The sequence below is a fragment of the Gallalistipes aquisgranensis genome (assembly GCF_014982715.1).
In the GTDB taxonomy this organism is placed as follows: Bacteria; Bacteroidota; Bacteroidia; order Bacteroidales; family Rikenellaceae; genus Gallalistipes; species Gallalistipes aquisgranensis.
Window position 1 is genome coordinate 225454 of sequence record NZ_JADCJY010000002.1, and the last position, 15766, is coordinate 241219.

Below are 15766 nucleotides of genomic sequence, written 5' to 3' on the forward strand. Positions count from 1 at the left end.
ACACGGAAGCCTCTTACAAAGATAGAGGGAATATCCGGATTAATAAATATTTTCATCATATTTTTTTCGTCTTTTTTACGGATTTTCCGACCGATTTCCCCCGATCACAAACTCTGGTAAACCCGCATCAGACTGGCAACGATATGCTCCTGCCGGAAACGGGCCGCATGACGATATCCCCTTTCGGCCAGTTCCGCACGCAGGGCAGTGTCGCCCAACGCCCGCCCGATCGCATCCGCCATCTCTTCCGTACTGGCCGGATCGACATAGAGGCAGGCATCGCCGCCCGTCTCGACAAAGACGCCCCCCCGGGTCGTAATGACCGGAATCCCCGAATTGAGCCCTTCGAGAATCGGGATGCCGAACCCTTCGAACAACGAAGCGTAGACCAGTGCATCCGCCATCTGGTAAAGGGCAGGCAGATCGGACGTCTCGACCCCGGTCAGAAAATGAATCCGGTCCGCAAGCCCGTGGCCGGCGGCATAACTTTCGACCCGGTCGGCATAGGGTGTCCGCCGCCCGCACACCACGAGTTCCGTATCCAATCCGTTTTCGGCGATCGCACGCACGGCAAGCAACAGGTTCTTGCGCTCCTCCACGGTACCCACACTCAACAGATAGTGTCCGGGCAGCCCGTATTTCATCCGCACGCGCCGACGCTCCCCGTCGTCCGCCCGGTCATAAAAAATCGGATTGCAGCCCTGGTAGACCACGTCTATTTTCTCGGAAGGGACTCCCCAGAATTCCACCAGGTCATTCCGGGTCTGGCCGCTGATGGCGATAATCCGGTCGGCATTCCGGCAGCTTCCGGCATACTTCCGGGTGTACAGCCAACGATCGGCCGGCCTGTAAAGCCGGGGATAACGCACGAATATCAGATCGTGGATCGTCACCACGCTCCGCACCCCCGATCGGCGGATGTCGGCAGGCAGCTCGTTGCTCAATCCGTGATAAATGTCCAACCCTGCCCGACGCAGGCTGCCACTCATGGCATAACTCCTCCACAGGGAGGAAAAACGCCGGGACACGCCTTCGGGATAGAGCGTCCGCACGCCCTCGGGCACAGCGAATCCGACGGGATTACCCTCTTTCGGAGAAAAAAGCAGATACTCGTGGCCGGGACAATAACGGCTGAGCAGTTCCACACTGTCGCGGCTGTACGCTCCCAATCCGCTGCGGTTGAAAAAGACACGCTTGGCATCGAACCCTATACGCATAGGTCAGAAAGTTTTACGATTTCGACGGTGGGTAAAGTTACAACTTTAGCCCGGATATACGGCCCGAAACGGAATAATTTGTTATCTTCGCAGAAAATGAGCGGCCCATGAAACAGATCGCCTTGTTTGCGTTCGCCGCACTGGCATTGCTCCAGACGGTTAGCGCCCAGAAACTTATCGTGGGGGAACGCGCCCCGGAACTCAGAATCGGGGAGTGGCTGTCCAAGGCCCCGGCCGAGGGAGACATGCCCCGGCTGGTGGAATTTTTCCATTCGGCCAGCAAGCCCTCCACCGACCGGATTCCCAACCTGAACGCCCTGGCCAAAAAGTACGACGGAAAGCTCCATGTCATCGTCGTCACCCGCGAGTCCCGCGACAAGGTGGCCCCGGCGCTGGCCGACCGCAGCAATCTGTTCTATGCGGGACTGGACGACGCGGGCAAAACCTTCTCCGCCTATGGGGTACGCTATCTTCCGTTCAGCGTGCTGATCGACGCGAAAGGACGCACCCGCTGGTTCGGCAACTCCGCCCACCTCACCGAAGAGATCATCAACCAAAACCTGTAACACGACCATGCCCAAGCACAACTTTCCGGACGACCACATAGACCACTACGAAAATCACCACAAGGAGCATTTCGACAGCGCCCTCAACGTCAATTCGGGCGTGGAACAGCCTCCGGTGGTGAATCCTCATTTCCGGCGGGTAAAACGCCACACGCTCACCACGGACGAGTATGTCGAAGGCATCCTCGCATCCAATATCACGATCCTCTCACAGGCCATCACGCTTATAGAAAGTCACAATCCGGCCCACTACACCCAAGCGCAGGAGATCATCGAACGCTGCCTGCCCCACAGCGGACGTTCGGTGCGCATCGGCATTACGGGTGTACCCGGTGCCGGCAAATCGACCTTCATCGAGGCGGTCGGCGGCATGGTCACGGCAGACGGGCACAAACTGGCGGTACTGGCCATCGACCCCAGTTCGGAGCGGAGCGGAGGATCGATCCTGGGCGACAAAACCCGCATGGAGAGCATATCCTCGAATCCGGACGTCTTCATCCGGCCCTCCCCGTCGGCCGGATCGCTGGGCGGCGTGGCCCGCAAGACGCGCGAGACGATCGTCCTGTGCGAAGCGGCCGGTTTCGACGTGATCTTCATCGAGACGGTAGGCGTGGGACAATCCGAGACGGCCGTCCATTCGATGGTGGACCTCTTCATGCTGCTCCAGATTTCCGGAGCGGGCGACGAATTGCAGGGCATCAAACGGGGCATCATGGAGATGGCCGATCTGGTGGCCATCACCAAGGCCGACGGCGAAAATGTCGCCAAGGCGCAGATCGCACGCACACACTTCATCAATGCGCTGATGCTCTTTCCGACCCCCGAATCCGAGTGGCGTCCCAAAGTCTACACCTGCTCGGCAGTGGATAAATCGGGACTGAGGGAGGTATGGGAAGGCGTGGAAGAGTTCCTCTCCTTCACCAAAAACAACGGATACTTCCACCGGAACCGCCAGCGGCAAAGCAAATACTGGATGTACGAAACGATCAACGAAGCGCTGAAGGAACACTTTTACCGCAATCCCGCCGTGGAGAAGGCCCTGCCGGGTTACGAACAAAAAGTGTTGGAGGACCGGATAAGTTCCTTCATCGCAGCCAAAGAGCTGCTGACGGCATACTTTTCCAAAACGGAATAAGAAGACCCTCCATCCGGGTATGAAAAAGGGTGCTCTCCTGAGAGCACCCTTTATTCACATTTCCTGTCTGCGGACAGCCGGGCTCCCTGCCCCGCCCGCAGGATGAGGCTACTTTTTGGATGTCTCGATGATCCGGCGGCACTCCTCGAGCGACAGCTCGGCCGGAACCGCACCTTTGGGAATCCGGTAGTTCTTTCCCTTGTAGGCGATATACGGTCCGTAACGGCCGTTGAGCACCTGCAGATCGGGCTCCTCGGAGAAGGTCCGGATCGGGGTCTTCGCCGAAGCGTCCTTGTTCTTCTTCTCCTCGATCAGCTGTACGGCCCTCTCCAGCGTAATAGTATAAGGATCGTCCGTCCTGGCCAGCGAAGTAAATTTACCGTCGTAACGGACATAGGGACCGAACTTGCCGATACCGATCACCACGTCCTTTCCGTCGATCTGACCCGCCACTCGGGGCAGAGAGAAGAGTTCGAGCGCCTCCTCGAGCGTGATGGACGCAATCAACTGACCCTTTTTCAGGCTGGCATACCGGGGTTTTTCACCCTCCTCGTTTCCGCCGATCTGCACCATCGGACCATAACGGCCGATACGGGCCGACACCTCCTTGCCTGTCGCGGGATCGACGCCCAGCACGCGCACCGGGTGCGTATGCTGGGGAACGGCCCCCATCGCCTCCTCGACCGTGGCATGGAACGAGTCGTAGAACGAACGGATCATCTCCTGCCATCCCTTCTTGCCCTCGGCGATCTCGTCGAACTCCTTCTCCACGCTGGCCGTGAAATTATAATCCAGAATCGCCTTGAACTGCGCCTCCAGATAATCGTTCACCAGCATGCCTATATCGGTAGGAGCCAGACGCCCCTTCTCCCGGCCGACATTTTCGGTACCCGTCTTCTCGGTGATCTTTCCCTTTTCCAGTTTCAACTGAAGATACTCGCGCTTGACACCCTCGCGGTTCTGTTTGACCACATAACCGCGATTGATGATCGTCGTAATGGTCGGGGCATAAGTCGAAGGCCGGCCGATCCCCAACTCCTCCAGACGCTTGACGAGGGAGGCCTCGCTGTATCTCGGAGGCGACTGGGTGAAACGCTGCGTCGCGGTGACATTCACATCCGTCAGGGCATCGCCCACGGCCATACGCGGAAGCACGCCCTCGGCCGACTGTTCCCCTTCGTCGTCCACCCCTTCGGAGTAGAGCCTCAGGAAACCGTCGAAACGGATCACCTCGCCCGTAGCCACGAACAACTCTTTCGCACCGCTGACGTCGATCGTCACCGTCGTCCGGTCGATCCGGGCAGCGGCCATCTGCGAAGCGACCGTCCGTTTCCAGATCAGTTCATAGAGCCTTTTTTCAGCGGGCGACCCGTCGATCTCGGTTTTATTGATATAAGTGGGGCGAATCGCCTCGTGAGCCTCCTGCGCACCTTTGGTTTTGGTCTTGAAATTACGGGGTTCGGAATATTTTTCGCCGAACAGTTTGGTGATCTCCTCCTTCGAGGCGGCGATGGCCTGGGCGGCCAGATTCACCGAGTCGGTACGCATGTAGGTAATCGAACCCTGCTCGTAGAGTTTCTGTGCCACGGACATGGTTTGGGAAACCGACATACCCAACTTGCGGGCGGCCTCCTGCTGGAGGGTCGAGGTGGTGAAGGGAGGGGCCGGCGATTTCACGGCCGGTTTCTGCTCGCTTTTCACCACGGAAAACGAGGCTCCGTCGCATTTTTCGAGAAAAGCCCGGGCCTCTTCCAGCGTATCGAAACGCCGGTTCAGCTCGGCACGGAACAGCGTCTTGTCCGGATCGGAAGTGACGTAAAACTGGGCCACCACCCTGAAATAAGGAGTCGGTACGAAACCTATGATCTCCCGTTCGCGCTCCACCAGCAGACGCACGGCCACGCTCTGCACACGCCCGGCCGACAGGGAAGGCTTTACCTTTTTCCATAACACGGGCGAAAGTTCGAACCCGACGAGCCGGTCGAGAATCCGGCGGGCCTGCTGGGCGTTGACCAGATTCATGTTCACGGTACGGGGCTTTTCGATGGCAGCCAGAATGGCCGGTTTGGTGATCTCGTGGAATACGATCCGGCGGGTCTCCTCCACCGGCAGCCCCAACACCTGCGTCAGATGCCAGGCAATAGCCTCCCCTTCGCGGTCTTCATCGGAGGCGAGCCACACCCGTTTGGCGCTTTTGGCCAGTTTGGAAAGCTCGGCCACCACCTTTTTCTTGTCGTCCGAAATTTCGTAGGTCGGAGCGAAACCGTGCGGAATGTCGATTCCCAGATCCTTCTTGGCCAGATCGCGGATATGCCCGAAACTGGACTTAACCGTATATTCCTTACCGAGAAACTTTTCGATGGTCTTGGCTTTGGCCGGCGACTCAACGATCACTAAATTTTCCGTCATAAATCCCTTATTGCATAAAAAGCGAAAACCTAAAGAAGTCTTTAGGTTCGCCTTTAACTTATTTCATTAAAGTGTATGTCAGTATCAATTTCATCCTTCCCTCTCCCGTAGCGGGACTCCGCAGAGCCACTTGCCCGAAAGTGTAGGTCAGGGAGACGTCCGGCGTGAGATAAACCGTCTCCTGTTGGGCCGTGTGGCCCGGTTGCCAGCCGATCACCATCTTCTGGATATAGTTGGTGATGTCCATCAGATAGTAGTAATTACTACGGTTCAGGTATCCGTCGTAGGCGAGCGTACCGCCCTGCTGCTGTTCGTACTGGTAATAGTAATCCGGGATCGGGTCCAGATCGGAATAGTTGAAGAACATGCCCAGGCGTGAAGGAGCCTTGTCCATCGACTCGGCCCAGGTCAGCGGCGGCTGAGGCTCATCCATCTCGACGATCAGGCGGGCCTGGTTGATCACCATGCTCGCATTCCGGTACTCCTCGCCGTGTTTGTCGCGCAGTGCTTCGATCTCGGATTTCAATCGCTCGGAAAAACGCAGATAGGTCGTCACACCGGCCAACGTCTGCACGTAAGCCGTGGAGACCGGATTATCCGAAGGCAGCGTATCGTTCAGCAGAGTTTCGATCTCGGTTCCGGCATAATCGTGCAGAATCCGGGAGATGGACGTGTTGTACGAGTAGGTTCCGTCGTCGAAATAGTAACTGAGCGAAACGGTGCTGTCCTTGTCGGTCTCCGTATCCCGGAAATGGGTATACAGCGTCATGTAGGACTCTTCGAGCGTGATACTCGAAAGGGCCGCATCCGTCTCCGTATCGGCAGGGGCCGGTGCGATATAAAGTCCGTTGAACATGCTGAGGAAAGCGGTATCCGCTTCATAGACCGAAGCGGGAGCATCGGCCAGCCGCTGCATGAAAGCCCGGCCTTTCTCGCCGCTCTCTTCCGCCTTGAGCGTAATCAGGAAATGTTCACCGGCCTTGTGCGTAAAGGTAAACAGGGGCTCCTGGTCGATCACCTCTTCCGCCGGAAAATCGACGTAATAGGTGGAATCCATCGCAATCGGTTTGTTCACCTCGTAGATATTGTATGTCAGCGTCTTGGACGAATCGCCCGAATAACTGCCCACATAGAGATTGAGCTGAATCGAATCGGCCTTCGGGCTCGGTCCGAACCGGTTTTCCGTATCGGTGAAGGCCCCGGGCACATACTGCATGAGGGCGCTGGCCGTAGTCTTGCCGTACGTGTCGGACAGAGTGTTGCCCAGAAAGGTAACCCCCAGATTGTTGGAGGGGATCTTATTGGTCTGGGTCAGATAGGCGTCTATGCTGTAAACGGTATCCACGGCAAAGGCGGGACGGAAACTGTCCGGCAGGAAATTCAGCCCCAGCGAATCGTCCACGGAGGTACACGCCGACAGCGAAACAGACAGTATCGCCGTTACGCACAGATATCTCGTTGTCCGCCTCATCGCATCAAAACAATTCTTCATAAAATTTCTGATAATTATCAAGGTATTGTGCCGTCGATTTGTCCTGATACGGAAGCACGGGCTTTCCCGTTTTGCCGAGATATTCCATAACCGCGGGATCGGGATTGTGCGCTTCGATGACAACACCGTCTGCGTAATCAATAACGAACTTCATCAGGTTTTGGTATGAAGGCTGCGCGATTAATTCCAGTTTATCACTCTGGACACCTTCGTTTTGTATCTTGGTTCCAAAATTCTCGTCGAGCTGTCCCCCGAATCCGTCGTCGTAGAGCGAAACGACGATCTTCGCGTCGCGGAACAGGGGGTCGTCCACGAAAGCGCCCCGCAGGTAGAGGGGCACGATCGCCGAAAACCACCCGTGGCAATGGACCACATCGGGCTGCCAGCGCAACTTCTTCACGGTCTCGAGCACACCGCGCGCAAAGAAAATAGCCCTTTCGTCGTTGTCCGGGAACCACGTCCCGTCGGCATCGGTCAGCACGGCCTTGCGGCTGAAGTAGTCGTCGTTGTCGATGAAATAGATCTGGACCCGCGCGGCCGGAATCGAAGCCACCTTGATGATGAGCTGGTGGTCGTTGTCGTCGATGATCAGGTTCATCCCCGAAAGGCGGATCACCTCGTGCAACTGGTTGCGGCGTTCGTTGATACAGCCGTACCGCGGCATGAACGTCCGGATCTCGTAACCCCGTTCCTGCATGGCCTGCGACAGTGTCCGGCACAGCGAGGACATTTCGGTCTCCGGAAGATAGGGGGTGATCTCCTGGCAGACGTAAAGGATTCTGGTACTGCTCATCGATGATTTCTGTTAATTCGGCGACTTTCCATGCACAAAGGTACTAAAAAATTACCATTCCGACAACTCCTGCCGGGACACCCGTTCCGCAACCGTCAACCGTCAGATTATCAACATGGCATCCCCGTAGGTTCCGAAGCGGTATTTCTCCTCTTTGGCCACCTTGTAGGCATTCATCACCGTGTCGTAGCCGCCGAAGGCGGCCACCATCATCAGCTGAGTGGAGTAGGGCAGATGGAAATTACTGATCATCGAATCGGCCACGCTGAATTCGTAGGGACAAAAGATGAACTTGTTGGTCCAGCCTTCGTAAGGCTTGAGGAATCCTTCGGTCGAAACGGAACTTTCGATCGTCCGCATCACCGTGGTCCCCACGGCACAAACCCGGCGTCCCTTCTCCTTGGCATGATTGACGGTCTGCGCCGCATCCTCGGGAATGAAAATCTGCTCGGAGTCCATCTTATGCTTGGTCAGATCTTCGACATCCACCGTACGGAAATTGCCGAGCCCCACGTGCAGGGTGATTTCGGCCGTCTGAATTCCCTTGATCTCCATCCGTTTGAGCAGATGCTTGCTGAAATGGAGACCGGCCGTCGGGGCCGCCACGGCCCCCTCGTGTTTGGCGAAAATGGTCTGGTATCGTTCGTCGTCGATCGGTTCCACCTTTTCCCTCACCCATTTGGGCAGCGGCGTCTCACCCATCTTGTAGAGCGTGGCCTTGAACTCTTCATAACTGCCGTCGAACAGGAAGCGCAGCGTACGACCCCTCGACGTCGTATTGTCGATCACCTCGGCCACCAGCAGGTCGTCGTCCCCGAAATAGAGCTTGTTCCCGATCCGAATCTTCCGGGCGGGATCCACCAGCACGTCCCACAGGCGCAGGTCGCGGTTCAGCTCACGGAGCAGGAAAATCTCGATTTCGGCGCCGGTCTTCTCCTTGTTGCCGTACAGACGGGCAGGAAAAACCTTGGTATTATTGAAAATAAAGACGTCGTTCTCATCGAAATAGTCGATCACATCCTTAAAAATCCGGTGTTCGATCTCCCCCGTGTCCCGGTGCACGATCATCAGGCGGGACTCGTCGCGGTTCTCGGTCGGATACTTGGCCAGCATATCCGGCGAAAAGGGGTAGTTGTACTGGGATAGCTTCATAGCGTTCGAAATTCGATTTTACATGCGCATAACAAAATATATACGCGAAAAATCTAATTTTGTTTCGCGGAACCCAGAATTTTTTCGATCTCCTCCAGCGCGTAACACTCCTCCACCCGAAAATTCCCGCTGCGCGTACGGCACAAAGCGGAAAGATAGGCCCCGCTTCCGAGTTTTTCGCCCAATTCCTGTGCGATGGACCGGATATAAGTCCCCTTGCTGCATGCGATCCGCACTTCGACCGCAGGGGGCGCCCAACGCAGGATCTCCATCGAATAGACTGTGATGAGCGCACGCCGCATGGCGACCTCCCGGCCGGCCCGGGCATATTCGTAGGCCCGCTTCCCTTCGATCATCTTGGCGGAATAGACGGGAGGGGTCTGCAACCTCTCTCCGCACAGAGCCCGGAGAGCCTCTTCGGTCATCTCCCGGGTAATATGTTCCCACGGATAAGTCCGGTCCACCGGATGTTCCATATCGAAACTGGGGGTAGTGGCCCCCAGCGTGAATTCAGCCACATACTCCTTCGCCTCGGCCTGCAACGCCTCGGCCTGTTTGGTCGCCTTTCCGACACACAGGATCAGCACGCCCGAAGCGAGCGGGTCCAGCGTTCCCGCATGTCCGATCTTGATTTTCCTGTACCCAAGATGCTTCAGGAGCACCTTTACCTTGCGCACCACATCGGCTGAAGTCCATCCGAGCGGTTTATCGACGGGGATCACCGCCCCTTCCGGAAAATCGAGTTCTTTCGATAAAATCTTTTCCACAATATTTCAACTGTCAATCATACCGCGCCCCAAGGCAGACGAAAAGAAACGCCCTCCGTCATTTCATATAAACGCGATGGACTCCCGACTTGGCGATATTACGGGCTACATCGAGATACGCCGGCTTGCCGATCGTATAATATCCCAGGCAAAAAGCCGTAATACCCTCGCTGTAATTGAAACGCTTGGGACTTCCGTCCCGGTGAACATGCGTACCGCCCACCCGGGTATCGCCCCGCGTATCGACATTTCCTTCCGAGTCCACGCGCCCGCTCACGTAATCGAGGGTCCGGCCTGCCATGTAAGCGATCCTGTCACGCGTCTCCCTGTCAGGACAGACCAGACGGTAGCGCATGGCCATCATGGCTCCCGCATCCATGTAACTGGCATCCAGCCCGCCCAGCTCGGGACTCAGCCCGTCGGGCGTCATCAGATCCAGTCCTTCGCGGGAATAGGCCAGTGCGGCGTCCGACAGATATTCGTCTCCGGTCAGCCAGGCAATAGTCCCCAACGCCTCGCTGATGATATGCTTACGATGCGTATAAGGCTGATTGGTCTTTTTCCCTTCCCTGGCGATATCGGAATCGACCAGCCAATACCCGGTCTTGTGCAACCGGTCAAGATACCTATCTACTATATACTGATACTCGGGAAGTTCCGATTGCCGGATCAACAGCAATCCGCGCGCTACGGACCCGGCGAATATCTCGGTGCTGTGGAACGGATCGGCACATCCGGGAAAGCCCCCGTCTTCGCCCTGACGGGAGAAAGCCCAGTCCAACTCCCTGACCGCCCGATCGATCAACCCCTTATCGTCGCCATCCAACATCCGATGCACGATCCCTGCCTCAATCCGGTCCCCCGCGATACGCTGCTCCTCAATATACCAGCGATCACGTTCTCCCCGCTCGTATTTCAGATTGGCTCCGGCCGCTCCCGTCTCCGAAACGGGCTGAAAGCGATCCGGTACGAAAATCTCCTCCTGCAGAATCCGGCAATCGCACAGCACGTCCAACAGCCGCACCGTGTCCGGGACAGGCACGGCAAGTGCCGTCTTTTTATCCGCAGAGACACAGGACAGGAATCCCGCTATCACCGACAGCAGCAAAACCGATTCCGCTCCTCTCCACAACACTCGTTTCATCGTATTTATTTTTAGGTCCGCAATTTTTCACATACTTATCACATCCTACCGGTTCTCTCTGAGACGCTGCCAGATCAAAGCCGAAGCCCCCAGAATGGCGGCATTTTTTCCGTCGATCCCCGAGGGAAGCAGTTTCACCTTGTTGCGAAAATTGGCCAACATGTGCATTTCCATATACTTCTTGGTGGGTTCGAAAAGATACTTGCCAGCCTTGGCCAGACCGCCGAAAAGGAAGATCGCCTCCGGACTGGTGATGGTCACGGCATTGGCCAGCGCCCTCCCCAGCAACATTCCCGTATATTCGAATGCTTCGATAGCCAGAGGGTCGCCCGCCAAAGCCGCCTTGGTAATCATTTCGGCCGTCAGGTCGTTGAAGCTGACGTCGCGGAACTCGCTGTTCTCCGTATGGTCGGCCAGCAGTTTGAAAACCGTCCGTTTGATACCGGTAGCCGAAACGTAGGTTTCCAGACACCCTTTCCGGCCGCAACCGCACACGCGGCCCGTATGGTTGACGATCACGTGGCCCAACTCGCCGGCAAAACTGTCGTGCCCGTAGATGATCTGCCCGTTGGCCACGAATCCGCTGCCGAGCCCGGTCCCCAGCGTGATGACGATGAAATCCTTCATCCCCTTCGCTCCGCCGTAAACCATTTCCCCCACAGCCGCAGCCTTGGCGTCATTGGTCATGATTACAGGAACCGACGGGAAAAAACGCTGCAGTTTTTCCACCACGGGCACGACCCCCTTCCAGACCAGATTGGCCGCATTTTCGATCGTACCCCGGTAGTAGTTGGCGTTCGGGGCACCGATACCCACGCCGATCAGTTCATGTTCGATGTCCAGCTGTTTGAGCAGCGACTGGATGCCGATATAAAGCTCTTCGATGTATTGATCGAAATCGGGATATTGGCGGGTGGAGATGACCGACTCACCATACATGTTTCCCTGGTCGTCCACCAGTCCGAACGCCGTATTCGTGCCGCCGATATCGACGCCGATTGCCAGTTTTTTCATTCCGTTTCAGGTTGTTGAGTTTTTAAATAATTTTAATTTCAACCAAATATAGCGTTTTTTCGGCTCCTTCCAAAATTTTTTTGCCGGGAGAGCGTATCTTTGCGCCGAATAACCATTCGGATCATGTACACACCAGAAGAGATATCCGGCATCGTCCGGCAATACATGGCCTCGCTCGTCTTCCCGCCCCACCCCCGGGAACTGTTCGCCCCGATCGAGTATTCGCTCGAGGAGGGGGGAAAGCGGCTGCGTCCCACCCTGCTGCTGATGGCCTGCAACCTGTTCAGCGAACAACCGCGCGAAGCACTCCCGGCAGCGGCGGCCGTCGAGGTATTTCACAACTTCACTCTGCTGCACGACGACATCATGGACAATGCCGACGTGCGGCGTGGAAAACCTTCGGTGCACCGCCGGTGGGGAGCCAACGCCGCCATCCTTTCGGGCGATGCCATGATGATCTACGCCTACACCCTGCTCGGGCAATGCGATCCTAAGCTTCTGCCGGCCCTGCTCGAAACGTTCAACCGCATGGCCATGGAGGTGTGCGAAGGACAGCAATACGATATGGATTTCGAAAGCCGCGAACAGGTGAGCGTGGACGAATACCTGAACATGATCCGGCTGAAAACCTCCGCCCTGCTCTCCGGATCGGTCGCACTGGGAGCCATGATCGGCGGCGCGGACGGGGAAAGCCTCGACAAGCTCGACCGGTTCGCCACTCAGTTGGGACTGGCTTTCCAGCTGCAGGACGACCTGCTGGACACCTACGGCGATGAAAAAACGCTGGGCAAGGCGATCGGCGGCGATATTCTCGAAGGGAAAAAGACCTTTCTGATGATCCGGGCACTGGAACTGGCGGCTCCGGCCCAACAGGAGACGCTGAAAAAAACGGCAGGGGACGCCTCGCTGACGACAACGGAAAAGATTCTCCGCGTCAGAGCCGTGTACGACCGGCTGGGCATCGCCCGCCTGACCCGGGAAGCGATCGCCCGCCATACCGCAGCAGCCATCGAAGCGCTCGACGCCCTCCGGCTTCCGGAAGAGAGAACGGCTCCCCTGCACGTTCTGGCTACCGGCCTGCTGGAACGGGCCAAATAGAAAGGCAGGAACATGGAAAACAAACCGACTCTCACACGCGACCGGATCGAAATCATGGCTCCCGCCGGATCGTATGAATCGCTGCGGGCCGCCATCGCCGCGGGAGCCGATTCGGTCTATTTCGGCGTGGAAGGGCTCAACATGCGGGCCCGCTCCTCGTCGAACTTCACGCTCGACGACCTGACCCGCATCGCGGCGATCACACGCGAGCACGGCCTCAAAAGTTACCTGACGGTCAACACGATCATCTACGACGAAGATCTTCCCGTAATGCGCCGCGTGATCGACCGGGCCAAAGAAGAGGAGATTTCGGCAGTCATCGCCTCGGATATGGCGGCGATCCTCTACGCCCGGGAAGCGGGCGTGGAAGTGCATGTCTCCACCCAGCTCAACGTCTGCAACACGGAAGCGGTCCGCCACTTCGCCCGATGGGCCGACGTGATGGTACTGGCCCGCGAACTTTCCCTGCCCCAGATCGAACGCATCCATCGGGCGATCGAGGAGGAGGACATACGGGGTCCTCTCGGCGAACGGGTCAAAATCGAGATGTTCGCCCACGGCGCACTCTGCATGGCCGTATCGGGGAAATGCTATCTGAGCCAACACATCGCGGGCTGTTCGGCCAACCGGGGCGCTTGCCAGCAGATATGCCGCCGCTCCTACGAACTGCGCGACCGCGAGACGGGCGAAGAGATTCTGGTGGAAAACCGTTACCTGCTTTCGCCCAAAGATCTCTGCACGATCGGTTTTCTCGACAAATTCCTCGCCGCAGGCGTGCGCGTTCTGAAAATCGAAGGACGGGCACGCTCGGCGGAGTATGTGAAACGGGTCTGCGAATGTTACGACGAAGCGGTGCGGGCGGTCTGTGAGGGCACCTACACCCGGGAACGCTGCGAGGCATGGACGCGAAGACTCTCCACGGTCTTCAACCGGGGATTCTGGGAGGGATACTATCAGGGGACGCCACTCGTGGAACTCAACCGGGAGTACGGATCGTCAGCCACCAAACGTAAGGTCTACGTCGGCAAGGTGACCAATTTCTTCCGGCGGCCGCAGGTGGCCGAAATTACGACGGAAGCCTCGGGTCTGGACGAAGGGGACGAAATCCTCTTTCTGGGAGAGACTACGGGTGTGGTGGAGAGTTTCGCCACAGGCATCCGCATAGCGGAGAAACCCGTCCTGCACGTCGCCCGCAAAGAGGTCTGTTCCCTCCACACGCCGGAACCCGTCCGGCGGGGCGACAAACTCTACAAACTGGTGGATGCCTGAGGATTCGGCCCGGTCTGATCGCAGTAATAGAGCCTGCTCACGTCGAATCCCCGTTCGCGGGCCCGCTGCAACAGACGGTCGAGCACCTCGCGGGGCAAGGTCGGCGTACGGCTCAGTATCCACAGATAGTCGGGAGAAGAACTTCCCACCAACGCATAGGCATAATCCTCCGTATCCAGCTCCAGAATATAGTAGGTCATCGAGAACCAGAGGAAATAGACGGCCTTAAACTTTCCCTCCACAGGCGGTGGCGGCAGGCGGATCGTACCTTCGGCCGACCACAGTTTCCCGTTGGGCTTGTAACCCCGGTTGATGATGGTGACGGTTCCGTCCGGGTTCTTCAGATACTCGGCCGTCACGCGATCGAGATTCCGTTCGAGCGCATTGTCGAAACGGGCGATTTCGTACCATGTACCGAAATAGCGGTCTACCTCGATATTCTGCACCACGCTCAAATCCACCTCCCCGCCCCGGGCGTAGGAGCACACGAAACCCAGCAGGACGAATGTCCCGCACAATACGATGCTTTTCATGGTCTGACATTTTAGAATGAAAAAGCATAAACAGTGCCGGAAAGAACCCCCGCCTTCCTCTGCGGCGGTGTCACTCGCCGCCGAACTGCATCAGGTAGCTCTTGATGAAACCGTCGATCTCGCCGTCGAGCACCGCTCCGGTATCGGAAGTTTCGTATCCGGTACGGTGATCCTTCACCAGTTTGTAGGGATGCAGCGTATAGCTGCGTATCTGGGAACCCCACTCGATCTTCTTCTTCTGTCCCTCCAGTTCGTTCTGCTTCTCGCGCCGCTTCTCCAGTTCGATCTGGTAGAGACGCGATTTCAGGATACGCATGGCATTCTCGCGGTTCATCAGCTGCGAACGGGTCTCGGTATTCTCCACCACGATCCCCGACGGAAGGTGACGCAGACGCACGCCCGTCTCCACCTTGTTGACGTTCTGACCGCCCGCTCCGCTGCTGCGGTAGGTATCCCACTCGATATCGGCAGGATTGACCACGATCTCGATCGTATCGTCCACGGCAGGCGAGACGAAAACCGACGCGAAAGTCGTCTGGCGCTTGTTGTTGGCATTGAACGGAGAGAGTCGCACCAGCCGGTGCACGCCGCTCTCGCTCTTGAGATAGCCGTAGGCGTACTCTCCCTCGAATTCGAGCGTGGCCGATTTGACGCCCACCTCGTCGCCCTCCTGCATGTCCTGCAGACGCACCTTGTAGCCGTTCAGTTCGCCCCAGCGGGTGTACATGCGAAGCAACATGGCGGCCCAGTCCAGACTCTCCGTACCGCCCGCCCCGGAATTGATCTCCAGAATAGCGCCCAATTTGTCCTCCTCGCTGCGCAGCATGTTCCGCATCTCCAGCGCTTCGGTCTTTGCAAGGGCTCGCCCGTACAATTCGTCGAGTTCGGCCTCCGAAGCGACACCCTCCTTCACGAAGTCAGGCATCAACTGGAGATCGTCCACGAGCGACGCCACCTCCCGGTAATCGGTGATCCAACCCCGCAGGGAAGCCACCACCTTGAGTTGTTTCTCGGCGGCGGCGGGATCGTCCCAAAAGTCGGGCGCCTGCGTTTTCTGTTCCTCTTCTTCTAATTCGATAACCCTGTTATCGATGTCAAAGATGCCTCCTCAGCGAATCCTGTCGCCTTACAAGCTCTTTAATCTGTTCGGTAGTAATCATGTTCTATCTCTTGATTC

At 57.2% G+C, this 15766-nt stretch carries 14 protein-coding genes; 4 read left to right on the forward strand and 10 right to left on the reverse strand.

Going from position 1 to position 15766, the window contains the following annotated elements:
- Nucleotides 1–104: 104 nt before the first annotated feature.
- A complete protein-coding gene (locus tag INF32_RS10280) occupies nt 105–1217 on the reverse strand; it encodes a glycosyltransferase family 4 protein (protein WP_226388313.1) in 1113 nt (370 codons plus the stop codon).
- 107 nt (nt 1218–1324) lie between these two features.
- Between INF32_RS10280 and INF32_RS10285 the strand changes: the two genes are divergently transcribed.
- Together INF32_RS10285 and meaB are read left to right on the forward strand one after the other, a co-directional pair.
- Nucleotides 1325–1783, forward strand: coding sequence for a TlpA family protein disulfide reductase (locus INF32_RS10285; RefSeq protein WP_226388314.1), 459 nt, complete (start codon nt 1325–1327; stop codon nt 1781–1783).
- Nucleotides 1784–1790: 7 nt separating this feature from the next.
- On the forward strand, nt 1791–2918 hold the full coding sequence (meaB, locus tag INF32_RS10290) for a methylmalonyl Co-A mutase-associated GTPase MeaB (RefSeq protein ID WP_226388315.1): 1128 nt from the start codon (nt 1791–1793) through the stop codon (nt 2916–2918).
- Between the two features lie 108 nt (nt 2919–3026).
- Here meaB and topA read toward each other — a convergent pair whose 3' ends face one another.
- The 7 genes from topA to INF32_RS10325 form a co-directional block, all read right to left on the reverse strand.
- Nucleotides 3027–5327 carry a type I DNA topoisomerase gene (topA, locus tag INF32_RS10295; RefSeq protein ID WP_226388316.1) on the reverse strand — a complete coding sequence of 767 codons (2301 nt, stop codon included), beginning with the start codon at nt 5325–5327 and terminating at the stop codon, nt 3027–3029.
- Between the two features lie 58 nt (nt 5328–5385).
- The gene (locus tag INF32_RS10300) at nt 5386–6819 is read right to left on the reverse strand and encodes a DUF4270 family protein (protein ID WP_226388317.1); all 1434 of its coding nucleotides are present in this window, start codon (nt 6817–6819) and stop codon (nt 5386–5388) included.
- Nucleotides 6803–7612, reverse strand: a complete 810-nt coding sequence (locus INF32_RS10305) for a glycogen/starch synthase (RefSeq protein ID WP_226388318.1) — start codon at nt 7610–7612, stop codon at nt 6803–6805. The genes INF32_RS10300 and INF32_RS10305 overlap by 17 nt, the downstream gene beginning before the upstream one ends.
- 102 nt (nt 7613–7714) lie before the next feature.
- Complete coding sequence (gene queA, locus INF32_RS10310) at nt 7715–8764, reverse strand: tRNA preQ1(34) S-adenosylmethionine ribosyltransferase-isomerase QueA (protein ID WP_226388319.1); 1050 nt, start codon at nt 8762–8764, stop codon at nt 7715–7717.
- 53 nt (nt 8765–8817) lie between these two features.
- Complete coding sequence (gene truB / locus INF32_RS10315; RefSeq protein ID WP_226388320.1) at nt 8818–9531, reverse strand: tRNA pseudouridine(55) synthase TruB; 714 nt, start codon at nt 9529–9531, stop codon at nt 8818–8820.
- Between the two features lie 58 nt (nt 9532–9589).
- Nucleotides 9590–10675, reverse strand: coding sequence for a hypothetical protein (locus tag INF32_RS10320; RefSeq protein ID WP_226388321.1), 1086 nt, complete (start codon nt 10673–10675; stop codon nt 9590–9592).
- Between the two features lie 45 nt (nt 10676–10720).
- On the reverse strand, nt 10721–11689 hold the full coding sequence (locus INF32_RS10325) for an ROK family protein (RefSeq protein WP_226388322.1): 969 nt from the start codon (nt 11687–11689) through the stop codon (nt 10721–10723).
- 123 nt (nt 11690–11812) lie between these two features.
- Here INF32_RS10325 and INF32_RS10330 point away from each other — a divergent pair, with 123 nt between their 5' ends.
- Nucleotides 11813–12787 carry a polyprenyl synthetase family protein gene (locus tag INF32_RS10330; protein ID WP_226388323.1) on the forward strand — a complete coding sequence of 325 codons (975 nt, stop codon included), beginning with the start codon at nt 11813–11815 and terminating at the stop codon, nt 12785–12787.
- A 12-nt stretch (nt 12788–12799) separates the two neighbouring features.
- The gene (locus INF32_RS10335) at nt 12800–14056 is read left to right on the forward strand and encodes a peptidase U32 family protein (protein ID WP_226388324.1); all 1257 of its coding nucleotides are present in this window, start codon (nt 12800–12802) and stop codon (nt 14054–14056) included.
- Here INF32_RS10335 and INF32_RS10340 read toward each other — a convergent pair.
- A complete protein-coding gene (locus INF32_RS10340; RefSeq protein ID WP_226388325.1) occupies nt 14035–14589 on the reverse strand; it encodes a lipocalin family protein in 555 nt (184 codons plus the stop codon). The two genes, INF32_RS10335 and INF32_RS10340, sit on opposite strands and share 22 nt — an antisense overlap.
- Nucleotides 14590–14659: 70 nt before the next feature.
- Nucleotides 14660–15749, reverse strand: a protein-coding gene (gene prfB, locus INF32_RS10345; protein WP_226388326.1) for a peptide chain release factor 2 whose coding sequence is annotated in 2 segments (ribosomal slippage) — nt 14660–15694 and nt 15696–15749 — 1089 coding nt in all. Because the reading frame shifts where the segments join, the coding sequence is not laid out codon by codon here.
- Nucleotides 15750–15766 lie beyond the last annotated feature (17 nt).